The 15119-nt window shown below is 64.7% G+C and carries 15 protein-coding genes; 7 read left to right on the top strand and 8 right to left on the bottom strand.

The annotated features are described in order from the left end of the window. Window positions 1-122 precede the first annotated feature (122 nt). From AC5P9F_RS15675 to AC5P9F_RS15640, 8 genes are all read right to left on the bottom strand, one after another. Window positions 123-1322: an ABC transporter permease gene (locus AC5P9F_RS15675; protein ID WP_133050211.1), complete on the bottom strand. Its 1200-nt coding sequence runs from the start codon at window positions 1320-1322 to the stop codon at window positions 123-125. 1 nt (window position 1323) lies between these two features. After that, window positions 1324-2622: an ABC transporter permease gene (locus AC5P9F_RS15670; protein ID WP_105609270.1), complete on the bottom strand. Its 1299-nt coding sequence runs from the start codon at window positions 2620-2622 to the stop codon at window positions 1324-1326. Window positions 2623-2655: 33 nt separating this feature from the next. After that, window positions 2656-3474: a hypothetical protein gene (locus AC5P9F_RS15665; protein WP_274849964.1), complete on the bottom strand. Its 819-nt coding sequence runs from the start codon at window positions 3472-3474 to the stop codon at window positions 2656-2658. Then, window positions 3471-4682: a hypothetical protein gene (locus AC5P9F_RS15660; protein ID WP_133050209.1), complete on the bottom strand. Its 1212-nt coding sequence runs from the start codon at window positions 4680-4682 to the stop codon at window positions 3471-3473. Before AC5P9F_RS15660 ends, AC5P9F_RS15665 begins: the two co-directional genes overlap by 4 nt. Window positions 4683-4734: 52 nt before the next feature. After that, window positions 4735-5046 carry a hypothetical protein gene (locus AC5P9F_RS15655; RefSeq protein ID WP_049470453.1) on the bottom strand — a complete coding sequence of 104 codons (312 nt, stop codon included), beginning with the start codon at window positions 5044-5046 and terminating at the stop codon, window positions 4735-4737. Between the two features lie 267 nt (window positions 5047-5313). Then, a complete protein-coding gene (locus AC5P9F_RS15650; RefSeq protein ID WP_049459623.1) occupies window positions 5314-5529 on the bottom strand; it encodes a hypothetical protein in 216 nt (71 codons plus the stop codon). After that, window positions 5526-6179, bottom strand: coding sequence for an RNA polymerase sigma factor (locus AC5P9F_RS15645; RefSeq protein WP_227415481.1), 654 nt, complete (start codon window positions 6177-6179; stop codon window positions 5526-5528). The genes AC5P9F_RS15650 and AC5P9F_RS15645 overlap by 4 nt, the downstream gene beginning before the upstream one ends. A 37-nt stretch (window positions 6180-6216) precedes the next feature. Beyond that, window positions 6217-6546, bottom strand: a complete 330-nt coding sequence (locus AC5P9F_RS15640) for a hypothetical protein (RefSeq protein ID WP_043034435.1) — start codon at window positions 6544-6546, stop codon at window positions 6217-6219. 168 nt (window positions 6547-6714) lie between these two features. Here AC5P9F_RS15640 and AC5P9F_RS15635 point away from each other — a divergent pair, with 168 nt between their 5' ends. From AC5P9F_RS15635 to AC5P9F_RS15605, 7 genes are all read left to right on the top strand, one after another. Then, window positions 6715-9087: a S9 family peptidase gene (locus AC5P9F_RS15635; protein ID WP_274849965.1), complete on the top strand. Its 2373-nt coding sequence runs from the start codon at window positions 6715-6717 to the stop codon at window positions 9085-9087. Beyond that, the gene (locus tag AC5P9F_RS15630) at window positions 9084-9503 is read left to right on the top strand and encodes an NUDIX hydrolase (protein WP_012481609.1); all 420 of its coding nucleotides are present in this window, start codon (window positions 9084-9086) and stop codon (window positions 9501-9503) included. The genes AC5P9F_RS15635 and AC5P9F_RS15630 overlap by 4 nt, the downstream gene beginning before the upstream one ends. A gap of 30 nt (window positions 9504-9533) precedes the next feature. Continuing rightward, window positions 9534-10094: a hypothetical protein gene (locus AC5P9F_RS15625; RefSeq protein ID WP_111118213.1), complete on the top strand. Its 561-nt coding sequence runs from the start codon at window positions 9534-9536 to the stop codon at window positions 10092-10094. 34 nt (window positions 10095-10128) lie between these two features. After that, window positions 10129-11250: a hypothetical protein gene (locus AC5P9F_RS15620; protein ID WP_274849966.1), complete on the top strand. Its 1122-nt coding sequence runs from the start codon at window positions 10129-10131 to the stop codon at window positions 11248-11250. A gap of 37 nt (window positions 11251-11287) precedes the next feature. Then, window positions 11288-12901 (top strand): hypothetical protein, encoded by a 1614-nt coding sequence (locus tag AC5P9F_RS15615; RefSeq protein WP_274849967.1) that lies wholly within the window; start codon window positions 11288-11290, stop codon window positions 12899-12901. A 54-nt stretch (window positions 12902-12955) separates the two neighbouring features. After that, window positions 12956-13852 carry an oxygen-dependent coproporphyrinogen oxidase gene (hemF, locus tag AC5P9F_RS15610; RefSeq protein WP_274849968.1) on the top strand — a complete coding sequence of 299 codons (897 nt, stop codon included), beginning with the start codon at window positions 12956-12958 and terminating at the stop codon, window positions 13850-13852. Between the two features lie 95 nt (window positions 13853-13947). Then, window positions 13948-15111 carry a hypothetical protein gene (locus tag AC5P9F_RS15605; protein ID WP_495231995.1) on the top strand — a complete coding sequence of 388 codons (1164 nt, stop codon included), beginning with the start codon at window positions 13948-13950 and terminating at the stop codon, window positions 15109-15111. Window positions 15112-15119 lie beyond the last annotated feature (8 nt).

Here is a 15119-nt window from a genome sequence, read left to right as displayed (position 1 = left end):
CTCCTGCCTGTGACCGGTGGGATACCGGACCACTTTAGGAGGATTTCGTTAAGACGGGATGCGACCGGGTGACGCGCTGCTTCACTTTGTCGCAGGTGAAGCTGGGTGACAGGATGAATGGGCTACAGGGGCTTCAGCAGGGTCAAGGGCGGCTCCTTGGCGATTCGCAGGGCCCGGGGTACCAGTGCAGTCAAGCAGGCCGCCATCACCAGCACGACAGCGCTCGATATCGAGAACCACGGTGAACCGGTGATGCCGTCCTGCGGCGACCCTACCCACTGCAACGACAACGCGCCGAGCAGGGTGCCCAGCGTGGTGAACAGTGAAACCTCGAACATGATTTCGGCAAAGATCACGGATCCGCGAGCACCCAATGTCCGTCGAACCCCAATGGAGTGCCGGCGCTGATCAAGCCACGCGCCCACAACTCCAGAAACGCCGGCCATCAGCACACCGAGAACAACGGCGGTCATGACCGCGAGCACGGTCGTAGCGAAGCGATCAGCTTTGACGTAGGCGTCGCGATAACCCGCCAGCGTCTCGACACCGGCTGGATGCATGATCCGATAAGGCCGCTGCAGCGCATCGGCGGTGCGATCAAGCGATGAGCGATCAACCTCCGACTTCCACTTCGCCAGATGATAGCGACTGGCGCCCATGGGAAGGCCCGGGAGCAGCACCCACTGCGAGTCCCGCTCATTGCCGCCTGGCGCCGGTCCAGCAACAGACGCAAATACGCCCACGATGACCCGGCTGCTGCCGGGGCCGAAATACAGGTGGCGGCCAACAGCATTCTCCGTTCCGAACAGATGGGCAGCCAGCGATTCACTGATCAGCACCACCGGAGCGCCTTCAACCATGTCCTCCTCCATGGCATCGCGCCCCATGACGATTCCCGCGCCCAGCATCGCCAGCAAGCCAGAGCTTGCAGTTACAACGGGAACGCGATCACATCCAGCAACGTCTGCCGTGCCCGCGTTCATCGAATGCACCATGGCCGACTCACTGGTGCATACGCCGTATCGATGGGCTCTTCCCCCGAACGGAACAGCGTCGCTCACAACCGTGTTCTGAACACCGGGCAGCCGGATCGCGGACAGGTCTGCCCGCAGCACTGCCGCATCCGCGCCGTCTTCGACATCAGAGACTCTGACCACACCAATCGATGCTGCCTCCCGGATGCTCCCGGCGTTCAATCTGGCGAAGCTGTCCAGCGCAGATTGCAGTGCGAACGCACATGCCAGGCTTGCAAGCGCTGCCTGCACTGCAAGCAGTGCGGCGCTTCCCAAATGTCGTCGGGTCTCCCTCATCGAGTCGAACATTTCAGGCAGCCCCCTTCGCGAAGGCACTCGACAGGGAGCTGACCCTGCAGATTTCAAACGACGGGACCAATGAACAGAGCAACGTCGTGACGACTCCCAGGCCAGCGGCCATCAGCATTGCCCCAGCATGCATCGCCGTTATCGCGCTGGGCAGAACGTCTCCCGCAGCAACCACCCGGATTCCCAGCGTGTAGGTGACGACAGCGAGCACACTGCTTGCGGCTCCCGCCGCGATGGATTCCCACATGAGCTGGATGAACACGTCCCGACGTCGCGCTCCCAGTGCACGTCGTATCGCGAGCTCCCGCCGACGGCGCCCCAGACTGAAGCTCAGCAGCGCCGCCGCGTTGACGATGCACACACCGAGAAGGATCAGTGACAGCCGAAGCTGCATCCTGGCCCGCTCCGGAACCAATCCCAGCCTGTCCAGCCACTCCATCAACGGCCAGAGTGCCACCTGCTGGGTGCCTGGTTCGATCCGAAGGCCCTTTGTCTGTGCATAGGCATCCAGATTCGCCCGGTAGGCGGCGACATCATCCGCGGTGGGCAGCCACGCCCACAATTGAAGCCATGACACGTTGGCTCCTGCAGGGTCCGTGTCCTGGTCACCCCCCCAGATCGCCGTCCCGTCCACAACAGTCAGCCTGTCCGCGATTGCGGTCTCAACCGGCAGGTAGATCTCGTCAGGTTCCACAAACGGCCGCCGTGTGAGATCTCCCTGAAACATCGGCACCGGATGCCAGTCCTCCGCGACACCCACAACAGTGTAGGTGCGCCTGCCCAGTTCCAACCGATGACCAACACAGTCCTGCGCACACTCGCGCTCGGCGAGCGCACGCGACAGGACCACTATACGACTCGCAGCATGCCCCTCCTCGGCGGTCCATGCGCGCCCTTCAACAACAGCAATGCCAAGAACACTGAACACTTCGGACGTTGCGAACCTCGCACGCAGCCTTGCGCTGGCGGCTCCCGGCCGGGAGAGCGTCACCGCCCCGCCCGCCATGGCGGCCTGCTTCCACGACCTCCCCTGGCCCAGAAGCGCCTTCGCATCCGGCCAGGTCAGTGCCTGTCCCGGATCCGGGGAACCACTGCGCAGAGCATCTGGACGCGCATCAAGGTACGGGCGGAACAATGCGGAGCTCCGGCCTGGCGCGGGATCCGACGATGCCTGGAGAACAATGGAGAGCATCACGGTCGTGATCCCCACCCCCGCACCCAGCATGAGAGCGATTGCCAGATGAGTGCCGATCCGTTGCTTGAATCGGATCAACGACATCCTGATGTAATAACCGTGCACGTACCCTCCTTGGCTTTTGCAGAGCCCTCAACTTCAACTCGACGGAACTCCCCGTAGAAGAAGTTGCTCTCCTTCTTTCAGCTCACCTATTCCAGCCATGTATGGACTGCAGGCGCAGAAGGTGAGGCTTTCGTCCTCTTGGTACACCAAGATCTCGCCCATCCTGCTGTCGAAAAGCTCCCGGCATGCATGAACAAGGGCTGGAAAATCCCCAAGATCCACCTTGGGTCGCCCCCTTGGGAAACTCAATGCGAACGCTTCTCCGTGATAACTACATACTATTGGGATGCCTTGCGGCTGTTCGACGAAGAACGGATGCCACTGCTGCTCCCCTTCTGCGACATCAGAATCACCATTCCACCGGAAGTAGGACCAGACTGACTTCTGTACGGATTTTTCCAGACGCGACATATCAGGCATTCGATGACCGAACCCAAAAGCGAACCGTGGCGTTCTGACGTCTGGGATACGCTCGGAAAGAAGCTTCCACTGCACATTCAAGGGGAGAAGTGATCTACTCACTCCGCGAGGGCCAATTCCGTGTGCCAGTGCGTGCGCTCGCGACAGAACCGAACCCAAAGCCGTGTGTGCCCAGTTCTCATGCAGCCCGAACGCACGAAGACGCTTTCCAATCTCGGTGCAAGAGAGATCGAAGACTCTGTTGATGATATAGGCGGACCACATGTTAGGAATCGATTTTTCCACTACAGGTTCAATGATCTCAGCCTCCTGAACGCACCAACTTCGAGTCAGCTCATCCAGATGGATCACACTTACACCCTGGACATCTCTCAGCACGGCTGCGACGACGTCCTCCGGATCGGAATGGATGACAATGGTTGGAATCTTCATGCGACGCTCTCCAGCGTATCCCTTAGCACTTTCTGACTGTACTTGTCCCTGATCTCATCCTGAATTTCATCCACGACCGCCATCAGCTGCATCGAAGGTGGGGACTCCAGTACAAATAGCGTCGATATCTTCCGTTCGATGAAGAATCCTCCTGCCACTTGCATCAGTCGTCGCTTCATTCTCCTCCCTGCCTCTTCTCCAATCCCAGCACCGAGGCCAACCAACCTGCCGAGAAGATGATGGATGGCGTAGTAGACAAAGACCGCGTGCGCCAGTGAATGGTTCGGAATGAAGTTACCTGACCATGGCGAAACCGGGCGAACTCTGATTGCACCTGACATGAACTTCCCATGCACCTCTTCATAGGCGGAGAGGTACGAGTGGATGGACTCATGAAGAATTGCCTCTGCACAAATATCCACGGTCATTTCCGGCCTGTGGACATTGAGGATTCGGATACAACCTGCATGAATCGGCCGATACTCGGATCCAAGATTCAGAGGTGAGGCCTGATCACCCCACTCGATCGACTTCCTCACGAACACACGCCTTGTGAATGTTCGAATCAGGAGACCCAGATGTGGAGTGGCTTCGTCCACCAGCCTTATGGCTGCTTCCAGCTTCTCTTGGATTACGGCAAGCTCTTCTGATGAGATGCTCAGGAATGGATTGCAGAAGGTTCCGCTCTCTGGCTCGTGTCGACGCGCCAGCCCACTATCCACGTCCAGAGCGATCACATCTCCCACCTTTGCGCGCTCGACCTTCTCTAATCCGGATTCATGCCGCCTGAGCACCCACTCCCCAAGGGGGCTTTCAACTCCCTTCCCTTGGTGACGTTCGCCCATTTCGCTATGGATGGGAGCAACTGGACACTCCGCCATTGCGGCGAGCTGAAGCGCTTCGATGGTCGTGACAGGCCTTCCATCTGCATCTTCATGGGAGACTCCATGTGGATCATCCATGAATCCAGAAACCCACGGGGAGCCAAGCAACCTTCTTCTCGCCGCTGGATCCAACTGCTTGAATGTTCTTTCAAAATCCTCAACACGCTCTTGATTCTCAAGCCGCTCATCTCTGAATTTTGAAAGATCCTCGCCCAAACGACGCGGAGTCATTTCAAACCATGCGTCCAGCAGCACCGAGCAAACGTCAACCGTTCTGCATGGATCTTCAATTGCTCTCCTGAGATCCTCTATGGAAGTTCTCATCAACCTCTCCTTGGTGACGGACGGCCACCCCCGTGGGCGACCGTCCGCGTTCTTAGACGTTGAACTTCTGGGCGTCAGGAACTACGTGCGCAAGCTGGAGATCTTCTGCATCACCTGACGAGTAGTGACCGCAGTGGGTACCACCGCTTGAGTAGTTGGTACATTGAACACCCGCGATCTCGTTGTCGGCGGTTCCTTCTTGCAACCCCGCCGCACTGACGAGAGTGATGTCCAGCACAGAGGCGTTCTGGATCTGCGTGAGATCGTTGGACGCACTTTCCTGCGACGCAGATGCGATTCCGGATAGACCAAGCATTGCAATGAGTGCCGGAGGAAGAAGCACGGACTTGCAGATCTTCGACATTATTCAGCTCCTTTGAAGTTGATACTGCTGGATATGGCCGTGAGCTTGCGCGACTCCTGGCCAGCGTCAGCGATTGCTGACGATTTAGACTTTTCCAGCAGAGTCATCGACATCAATAGCAGCAGAATCCTTTGCAACTATCCTCAGTGCGGGGATCTTTTCGTAGCGTCTGGAGATGACGCAATCCGTCGGATACGGGGGATTCACCGAATCAGCGACATTGGGAATGGCGGAGGAAAATTCACGCCGGATACGACTGACAATCGATTAATTCCAGAAGTACCAGGCCGCTGCAGCCAACAGCGCGCCAAACAACAGCACCTGCACCACCACATAGCCCACGCCACTGTCGCGCGACTCAGCGGCAATGCGCTTCTGCAGCGCCTCACTCACATCCGGCGTTTCTTCCCGCTGCACCTGCTCACGCAACGCCTGCGCCAGCGCGCGCTCTTCCGCATCGCGAGGGTCGGTCGGTCGGTTCACAGCAGTTCTCCGGCGGCGGCACGCCGCGTCAGTTCCTGCTTCAGGACCTGGCGCGCACGGTGAAGGTGGCTCTTGATGGTACCGCGCGCCAGCCCGGTCACCTGCTCGATTTCGGCCAGATCGAAATCCTCCAGGTAGTGCAGGCCGACGATCAGGCGCTGCGGCGCGCTCAGCCGTTCCAGTGCCACGCCGAGCTGGCGCCCGGCCTGCAGCGCCTCGCTCAACTCGGCGGGCCCGGGGCCTTCATCGCCGATCCCCAGTTCCTCCGGCACCTCCACCGCCACCATCCATTGCGCCTCCAGCCGCCGCCGGCGCAGGTGCTGTAGTGCAGTGGTGTAGGCCACCCGCGAAACCCAGGTACGCAACGAAGATTCAAAGCGGAACCGGTACAGCTGGCGGAACACGGCCAGGAAGGTTTCCTGCAGCAGGTCAGCCACCTGGTCGCGGTCGCCCACCATGCGTCCGATCACATGCGCGCAGGTGCGCTGGTGGGCTTCAACCAGCTGCGCGAAGGCCGACTGCGAGCCATCGATGATGGCTCGCACCAGGGCTTGGTCCGCGTCCAGCGGTGCGGCGGGTGCCGCCGTCGCCGCTGCATCGTGACGGCGACGGCCCCGCAGTGCCGACAATGCCTCGCCGAACAGGCTCATCTACGGGGCGCCCCCTGTGCCCGTGGCATGTTCCGGCTCAGCCCTTGCGGACGGCGGGACGGGTGAAGTGCCAGGCCAGCAGCTGGCCGAGGCCGGCGCTGCCGACCAGTGCGGCGGCGGCGCCGAAGGTCAGGTCACGGGCACCCATCGCTTCCAGCAGGGCCATGGCCAGCGCCAGGCAGACCAGGCTGATGCCCCAGCGCAGCGCGCCCTGGCGGCGGCGCTCTTCTTCCAGCACGGCCAGCGAGCGGATCACTTCCTCGGGCACGTGCGGGGCCACCAGCTTGCTACGCGCGCGGGCATCGGCAATGGCGTGGATCGCGTAGGCGATGCAGATGAAGAGGGTGATCGGGATCAGTTCCTGCATGGTCGGGCTCCTGTTCGGTGGATGATGCGGGTTCAGGAGAATGGATGCGCGAGGCCGGCCAGCGGTTGCACTACTTTGCCAATCCCGCTGCCATGACCTGTGGCCCCTGCCCCCGGCCCTTGCGGCTGCTACGCTTGGCCGGTTTTCCTCTACTGGTGCCGTCCGCCCATGTCCCGAGTGCTGCCCCTGTCCCTCCTGCTGTCGGCCGTGCTGGCCGCACCGGCCGCGCATGCCGCGCCGACGCCGATCACCATCGAACAGGCCATGGCCGACCCGGACTGGATCGGCCCGCCGGTCGAGAAGGCCTGGTGGTCGTGGAACAGCCAGCAGGTGGAGTACCAGCTCAAGCGCAACGGCAGCCCGGTGCGCGATACCTTCCGCCAGCCGGTGGCCGGTGGCGTGGCCGCGCAGGTGGCCGATGACCAGCGCGGCACCCTGGACGTGGCCGAGCCGGTCTACGACCGCAGCCGCAGCCGCAGCGCCTTCGTGCGCAATGGCGACGTGTTCGTGCGCGACCTGCGCAGCGGCGCGCTGACGCAGCTGACCCGCAGCAACGAGCGCGCGGGCAACGTGAACTTTGCCGCCGACAATGGCGTGATCTGGCGCGTCGGCCAGAACTGGTTCCACTGGGCCGCCGCCAGCGGCGTGCAGCAGGTGGCCAGCCTGAAGGCCGAAAAGGATCCGCGTACACCGCCGAAGGCCGACGTGCTGCGCGACCAGCAGCTGCGCACGCTGGAAACCCTTCGCCGCGACCGTGACCAGCGCGAAGCACTGAAGGACCAGGACCAGCGCTGGCGCCAGGCTGACCCGACCCGCGCGCCGGGCCCGGTGTACCTGGGCGCCGACGTGGAGATCGCCGACAGCGTGCTGTCGCCTGACCTGACCCACCTGGTCGTGGTGACCAAGCCGAAGGACTTCGATGACGGCCGTGGCGGCAAGATGCCGCTGTACGTGACCGAGTCGGGCTACGAGGAAACCGAGGACACCCGCACCCGCGTCGGCCGTAACGGCTTCGAGCCGCACACGCTGTGGTACGTGGACGTGCGCACCGGCAAGGCCGAGAAGGTTTCGCTGGCCGGCCTGCCGGGCATCAGCACCGATCCGCTGGCCGAGCTGCGCCGCAAGGCCGGCAAGGACGCGCTGAAGGGCGAGCGCAGCCTGCAGGTGATGAGCGACTTCATGGGCGGTGGCATCCGCTGGAGCCCCGATGGCCAGCAGGCCGCGGTGATGCTGCGTGCCAACGACAACAAGGACCGCTGGATCATCAGCGTCAACGCCGCCGACGGCCGCGTGCAGAACCGCCATCGCCTGACCGACAACGCCTGGATCAACTGGGGCTTCAATGATTTCGGCTGGATGGCCGATGGCCGCACGCTGTGGCTGCTGTCGGAGGAATCGGGCTTCTCGCACCTGTATACCCAGTCCGGTACGGGCAAGCCGCAGGCGCTGACCAGCGGCAAGTGGGAAACCTCGGCGCCGGTGCTGTCGGCCGACGGCAAGGGTTTCTACTTCCTGTGCAACCAGCAGGCGCCGCATGACTACGAAGTCTGCGCGGTCGACACCGGCAGCCGCCAAGTGCGCGAGCTGACCAGCCTCAACGGCGTGGAAGACTTCTCGCTGTCGCCGGACGGCCAGCAGCTGCTGGTGCGCTACTCCGGCGCCTACCTGCCGGCGCAGCTGGCCGTGGTACCGAGCACCGGCGCAGGCCAGGCCCGCGTGCTGACCGACACCCGCACTGCCGAGTTCAAAGCGCGCCAGTGGATCCAGCCGAAGCTGGTGGCGGTGCCGTCCAAGCATGGCGCCGGCGTGGTCTGGGCCAAGTACTACGAGCCCGAAAACAAGGAACCGGGGAAGAAGTACCCGATCGTGATGTTCGTGCACGGCGCCGGCTACCTGCAGAACGTGCACCAGCGCTACCCGGCCTACTTCCGCGAGCAGATGTTCCACAACCTGCTGGTGCAGAAGGGCTACATCGTGCTGGACATGGATTACCGCGGCAGCGAGGGCTACGGCCGCGACTGGCGTACGGCGATCTACCGCAACATGGGCCACCCGGAACTGGAAGACTACAAGGACGGCCTGGACTGGCTGGTCGACACCCAGCAGGGTGACCGCGACCATGCCGGCATCTACGGTGGTTCCTACGGCGGCTTCATGACCTTCATGGCCCTGTTCCGCTCGCCGGGCACGTTCAAGGCCGGCGCCGCGCTGCGCCCGGTGGTGGATTGGCACCAGTACAACCACGGCTATACCAGCAACATCCTCAATACCCCGGACATCGATCCGGAGGCGTACCGCGTGTCCTCGCCGATCGAATACGCGCAGAACCTGCAGGACAACCTGCTGATCGCCCACGGCATGATGGATGACAACGTGTTCTTCCAGGACTCGGTGAACCTCACCCAGCGCCTGCTCGAACTGCACAAGGACAACTGGTCGATCGCACCGTACCCGCTGGAGCGCCACGGCTATGTGCGCGCCGATTCCTGGCTGGACCAGTACAAGCGCATCCTCAAGCTGTTCGAGCAGAACCTGAAGTGAGCAACGCCGCGGCCACGATCCACATCGTGGCCGCGGTCATCCTGGATGACCGCGGCCGGGCGCTGGTGGTACGCAAGCACGGCGCCAGCCGCTTCATCCAACCGGGCGGCAAGCCCGAACCCGGCGAAGCGCCGCTGCAGGCGCTGGCCCGCGAACTGGACGAAGAACTCGGTGTGCAGTTGTGCGCCGATACCGCCATCGCGCTGGGCACCTTCGAGGATTGGGCGGTGAACGAACCCGGCCATCGGGTGCAGGCACAGGCCTGGTGGGTGCGGGTGGACGGCACGCCACAGGCATGTGCCGAGATCGCCGAACTGGCCTGGGTGCCACTGCAGCCGCCGCATGGCCAGCCCTTGGCACCGTTGAGCGAACACCATATCCTGCCGGCCGTCGCCACCCGGGTGACGGCCCGCTGATCGCGCGGGCACCGATTGCAAGGACACCGGATGTCAATGTCGATCCCGCCGATTCCCTCGCTGGTCCAGCCGACCTATCACGCCTGGGTGCGCCCGATCGCACACGCTTCGTTCTGGCTGTCGCTGCTGCTCACGGTGTACTTCGTGATGCAGGGGCTGCTGCTGTGGCCGCTGCACAACCTTCCGATCTGGCATCTGGTTGAGAGGGAAGTACAAGACCAGCACCTGCACAGCCTGACCTGGCTGTTGGCGCATCCGGTGGCCGCGTCGATGATTGCCGCGCTGCTGTGCCTGGCCTCGACGCTGGCCAGCTGGGGCCTGCTGCGCGAGCGCAGCTGGGGCCTGTGGAGCTTTGTGGTGATCCTGCTGCTGAGCGCATTGGCCAACTTTGCGATCGCCGGCTGGTTGGACGTGTTCATGCGTGATGTCATCCCGTTTCTCTCCGACGACGCCGTCCTGCAGCAGGAACTCCATCTGAAACGCTGGTTGATCACGCTGACCGTGGTGGCCATGTCATTGGTGCTCCTCGGCCTGCAGGGCTGGCTGGCCTGGCGCCTGTTGCGGCCGGACATCCGCTCGCGCTTCCACTGAGCCACCCCCTTTCCCGCACGACAAGGACCGTCGCTTGCGCTTTTCGACCCTTCTCCCCGCATTGCTGCTGTTGACTGCGCTGCCTGCCGGCGCCGATGCGCTGCAATGTGGCGAATACCGCAGCGCCGATGGCGGCATGGCGCTGGTGTTCACCACTCCCGGCAGCGGCTACCACCACGATGATGGCAGCGAGCCGCAGCCGCTGTGGGTTGATCGCGGTGCGGCACAGACGCGGTTGGTCATGCTCGACGATGGCGTGGCGCAGCCGATCCGGATCAGCGCCGATGGGCAGCGCATCGAGCACGACGGGGTGGTGCTCTACACCCTGCGCCAGTCCCGCACCTGCGCCAGCGAGCCCAGCGCGATGGACGGCAGCTGCCGCGCCGCCGGCAGCCACTGCGTTGCACGGCTGCCCACGGCCTCACCCGGCCAGGCCCAGCGTGCGTGCAGCGAAGGCGTTGGCGCGGGCTGCTCGGCGCTGCTGCGCCAGCTTCGCGATGGAACAACTGTAGTCGGCAGCGATGACACCAGCCCCGCGCGCTTCGAACGCCCGCCCATCTGCCGCGAACACACGCCCGGCCATGACCCACAGGCCTGCGAGACGCTGACCGGCGATGCGCTGGCCGCCGCCATGCAGAAGGTCGGTGAACGCCTGCAACAGGAAGACGAAGACATGCCGGATTCACCGCTTCCGGCCGCTGCACGCGATCGCCTGCAGCAGTTGTGCCTGCAGCAACGTGGTGGCCGCTTCTGCGTCGAAGTAGCCGCACAGCAGCTGATCGCGCTGGAGCCCGCATTGGCGGTGCAGGCGCTGCAGGTGGTCTGCGATGCCGGCCGCACCAGCGCCTGCGAACGCATCGCACCGCTGCGCGGTCCCGGCGCTGACCTGCGCCTCGTCCCGGCCCAGCAGGTGCCCTGCGGCCGCTACCAGGCCGATGGAGGCGTGATCGACAGGCTCGACTTCGGCGATGGCACCCGGGCCCGCCTGCAGAACGGCGCCATCCACCTGCAGCAGAACGGCGAAACCCTTGTGCTGCGCCAGTTCGGCAACGGCGATCTGCTCGGCATGGATGCGCAGACCGCCTACCAGCGTTACCAGCCCGTGCCCGGCACGGCAGAATGTACGCCCCCGCGCGAGGGCCCTGGTTCGCCGTAGCGCCTGGAGTTTCCCGTTCGATCGTCAAGGAGACGACATGCATTCACCCGCACCGCGCCGCCGCTGGCTGGCCTGGGCGTTGCTGCTGGCCGCACCGACGGCCGCCGCACAGTCACCACAATGCGGTCTGTTCAAGGCCGACGAAGGCAGCAGCACGCTGCGCATCAGCTCACCCAACCGTGGCGAGCAGAAGCACTTCGGCAGTGCACCGTCTCCGGTCGCGTTCCAGCAGATCGACGGGAAGCTGCAACTGGTGAACCTGGAGTACGGCCTGCCCAGCCCGCTGCAGGTACGTGATCGTGGCCGCACGGTCGAGGTGGATGGCACGACCTACATCCTGCTGACCCCCGAACAGTGCGCCGCCGCAGCCACGCCGGCTGAAGGCAGCTGCCTGGCCAATGCCGTGGCCTGCCTGGACAACCGTCACGAAGCCACTCCGGCCGCGCTGGAAGCAGGGTGCCGGGAAGGCGTGCCCGGCATGTGCCTGCAACTGGCTGATCGTTGGCATGAGGAGGCTAAACCTGTCGTCGAAGCCGATCCTGTCCAGCAGAAGGCGGCCCTCGACGCCGCCCTGTCCGGTATCAGGCTCCCCGCTGCCTGTGACAACGGTGGCTTCGAACAGGAAACCCCGGCATGTGCCGCCGCGCTCGAGGCCGACCCCGCAGTGCAGGCGCAGCTGGTCAAGGCCGCGATGACGGCAGCCATGACCGAAGCCATGGTGACGATGACGGCGCCGACCGTGCCGGTGATCATTCCGGCTGAGCGGCGGCAACAGTTGTTGCGGCTGTGCCGCGAGGTAGCGCATGGCGGCTTCTGCGAGCGGGTGGCCGAACTGTCCTGGGACGCGGGAGATCCCCTGCTGGCGGTGCAGGCGCTGGCTGCGGCCTGCACACCGGGCAACGACACCGCCACCTGCGAGCGTCTGCCGGCGTTGCAGGCGCTGGGCGCATCATTGCGACCGCAACCGGCAACGGCCCTGCCCTGCGGCAACTACCGGGCCGATGGCGGTCTGATGGACACGCTGGACTTCGGTGACAACGGCTTGGTCGGCGTTGGCTGGAACAGCCATCTCCGCGCCCGCGTCGAAGAGGGCGACATCCGCATCCGCCACGACAGGGGCGGCGACTTCGTGCTGCGTCCGCTGCCTGGCGGCCAGCTGCTGGGCCTGGATACCTGGACCCGCTTCCAGGTGTTCACCCCAACTGGCGATGGCCCGGGCCGCTGCAGTGCACCGAAGCAGTACACCGTGCTGCCGCTACCCCAGGATTGCCCGCAGGCGCTCGCTGCCGGCGGGGCGGAAGCCTGCTGCGCGCAGGGCAGGCTGCAGGGCTGCAACATGCTCGGCAACCGCCTTGCGCTGTCCGGGCACTGGCTGCAGGCCGCCGAGCACTACACCACGGTCTGCCGCGCCGGCGTCCGCGAGGGCTGCGAGAACCTGGTCACGGCCCAGGGCAACGATGCCGAGGTGGATGCACATGCACTGCTGGACCGGCTGTGCAAGGCCGACCGCAGTGGCCTGCACGTGGCCTGCGACGTGCTCGGCACCCAGAACTGGGAACTGATCGATCTGGGCCGCGCGCTGCAGAAGGCGGCCGATGACGCGGCATCAGACGACACCCCGCCGCCACGCCATTCCAACCGCAAGCGCTGAGCCGGCCAGGGCCTGTCCGCAGCTTCGGGCGGGCCCTGCGGTAAAGTACGCGCCATGAACGAATTCGAGCGCGTGCGCGCCTACCTCACCGACCTGCAGGACCGCATCTGTGCGGCGATCGAGGCCGTCGATGGCCGGGCCCGCTTCCAGGAAGACCTGTGGCAGCGTGCCGAGGGCGGCGGTGGGCGCACCCGCGTGCTGCGCGACGGCGCGGTGTTCGAGCAGGCCGGTATCGGCTTTTCCGATGTGTCCGGCAGCCGCCTGCCGCCGTCGGCCTCGGCCAACCGCCCGGAACTGGCCGGCGCCTCCTGGCGCGCCACCGGCGTGTCGCTGGTGTTCCACCCGCTCAACCCCTACGTGCCGACCACCCATGCCAACGTGCGCTTCTTCCAGGCACAGCGCGATGGTGAAGTGGTGGCCAGCTGGTTCGGCGGCGGCTTCGACCTGACCCCGTTCTATCCGTTCGACGAGGACGTGCAGCACTGGCACCAGGTGGCACGCGATCTGTGTGCGCCGTTCGGCGACGAACGCTATGCCGCGCACAAGCGCTGGTGTGATGAGTACTTCTTCCTGCGCCACCGCAATGAAACGCGCGGCGTCGGCGGGCTGTTCTTCGACGACCTGCACGGCGACTTCGAGCGCGACTTCGCTTATCTGCGTGCGGTCGGCGATGGTTTCCTCGACGCCTACCTGCCGATCGTGCAGCAGCGCAAGGACGCCCTCTATGGCGAGCGCGAACGCGAGTTCCAGCTGTACCGCCGCGGCCGCTACGTGGAGTTCAACCTGGTCTACGACCGCGGCACGCTGTTCGGCCTGCAGAGCGGCGGCCGCAGCGAGAGCATCCTGATGAGCCTGCCGCCACGGGTGCGCTGGGAGTACGGCTTCGCGCCGGAAGCGGGCAGCGCCGAGGCGCGCCTGGCCGACTATCTGGTGCCGCGCGACTGGCTGTGATCTTCCGGCGCCACGCCTGACCCGTGGCGCCCTCTCCTGCCTGTGGTGCGCCCCGCACCGGACAGGCCCTGCTCACTTCCTTCAAGGATGACCCCATGCCCGCTGCTGTTTCCCCCCGCCCCCGCGCTGCGGGCTGGCGCTCCCTGCTGTTGCTTGCATTGGCCTCGGCCAGCCTGCCGGCCGCCGCTCAGTCGATGGCCTGCGGCACCTACAAGGACAGCAACGGCAACACCACGCTGACCCTGGAGAGCGAAGGCCACGGCTTCCTGTCCGGCCCCTACCAGGCCACCGAGGAGCTGCGCATCGCCCGCCAGGAAGACGTGCTCGGTACCGGCAACCTGTCCACGGGCCAGCTGGAAAACTGGTACTTCTCGGACAACGACCGCACGATCAGCACGCCCTATCGCGAGTTCACCCGTGAGCACGCCGCCGCCTGCAAGACGATGCCGCAGCCCGTCGAGGGCGGTTGCGTGATGAACACCTCCGAGTGCCTGGAGGCGCTGCCAGAGGCCGCACCCGTGAAACTGCACGCCTGGTGCGCCGAGGGCGTGGGCGCAGCCTGCATGCGCCTGCTGGAGACCTACCAGCAGCAGGCCAAGGACGCAGCGCCCAGAAAGGAAGATCCGCCGATTCCCGAGATCTGCAGGGAGGAGCTGCCCTCGTTCGACGCCGAGGGTTGCATGACGGCAGCCAAGGAGATTGCCTCGGAAATGATGGGCAAGGCCCTGCTCGGCCTGCAGCATTCCGTGGATGCGCCTCTGCCACCTGCACAGCTTGATGAGCTGATCGACCTTTGCCGCGTGCAACAGGGCGAAACGTTCTGCGCCGACACCGCCGAAACCTTGTGGAGCAGTGGCCGCCTGCAGGAGGCCCGCGATGCGCTGCAGCGATCCTGTGCACAGCGCGCGGATGCCCCGGCCTGCGGTCCGGCCAAAGACCTTGCCGTTCTCGCCAGCGCCCCCGCGGCAGCGCTCACGCCGGTGCCGGCCGCCGCACTGCCCTGTGGCAGCTTTGAAGCCGAGCGCAGCGTGCTGTCGCAGCTGCGTTTCCTCGAGGGTGGTGTGGTTGAGGCCGGTGGCCGCGAACAGCCACTGCGGACAAGCCTGCGCGATGGCCGCATCCTCATACACCGCGATATCGGCAGCGACTTCGTTCTTCAGCTGCTGCAGAACGGCAACCTGGTCGGTATCGACAGCGGCAATCGATTCGCCTACTACGAGCGCAAACCGGCGGCCGGCACTACCCGCTGCACACCGTGAATGATGCC

The sequence above is a fragment of the Stenotrophomonas sp. YJH_SMC_4 genome, from assembly GCF_059371575.1.
The sequence above is the reverse complement of the archived record's forward strand: the minus strand, read 5'-3'. Positions and strand labels throughout refer to the sequence as shown.

What these genes read in the sequence shown, in the direction of transcription:
- AC5P9F_RS15675 (WP_133050211.1), bottom strand. Translation starts at nt 1,322, where the DNA reads ATGTTCGACTCGATGAGGGAGACCCGACGACATTTGGGAAGCGCCGCA.
- AC5P9F_RS15665 (WP_274849964.1), bottom strand. Translation starts at nt 3,474, where the DNA reads ATGAAGATTCCAACCATTGTCATCCATTCCGATCCGGAGGACGTCGTC.
- AC5P9F_RS15660 (WP_133050209.1), bottom strand. Translation starts at nt 4,682, where the DNA reads ATGAGAACTTCCATAGAGGATCTCAGGAGAGCAATTGAAGATCCATGC.
- AC5P9F_RS15655 (WP_049470453.1), bottom strand. Translation starts at nt 5,046, where the DNA reads ATGTCGAAGATCTGCAAGTCCGTGCTTCTTCCTCCGGCACTCATTGCA.
- AC5P9F_RS15645 (WP_227415481.1), bottom strand. Translation starts at nt 6,179, where the DNA reads ATGAGCCTGTTCGGCGAGGCATTGTCGGCACTGCGGGGCCGTCGCCGT.
- AC5P9F_RS15640 (WP_043034435.1), bottom strand. Translation starts at nt 6,546, where the DNA reads ATGCAGGAACTGATCCCGATCACCCTCTTCATCTGCATCGCCTACGCG.
- AC5P9F_RS15635 (WP_274849965.1), top strand. Translation starts at nt 6,715, where the DNA reads ATGTCCCGAGTGCTGCCCCTGTCCCTCCTGCTGTCGGCCGTGCTGGCC.
- AC5P9F_RS15625 (WP_111118213.1), top strand. Translation starts at nt 9,534, where the DNA reads ATGTCAATGTCGATCCCGCCGATTCCCTCGCTGGTCCAGCCGACCTAT.
- AC5P9F_RS15615 (WP_274849967.1), top strand. Translation starts at nt 11,288, where the DNA reads ATGCATTCACCCGCACCGCGCCGCCGCTGGCTGGCCTGGGCGTTGCTG.
- hemF (WP_274849968.1), top strand. Translation starts at nt 12,956, where the DNA reads ATGAACGAATTCGAGCGCGTGCGCGCCTACCTCACCGACCTGCAGGAC.
- AC5P9F_RS15605 (WP_495231995.1), top strand. Translation starts at nt 13,948, where the DNA reads ATGCCCGCTGCTGTTTCCCCCCGCCCCCGCGCTGCGGGCTGGCGCTCC.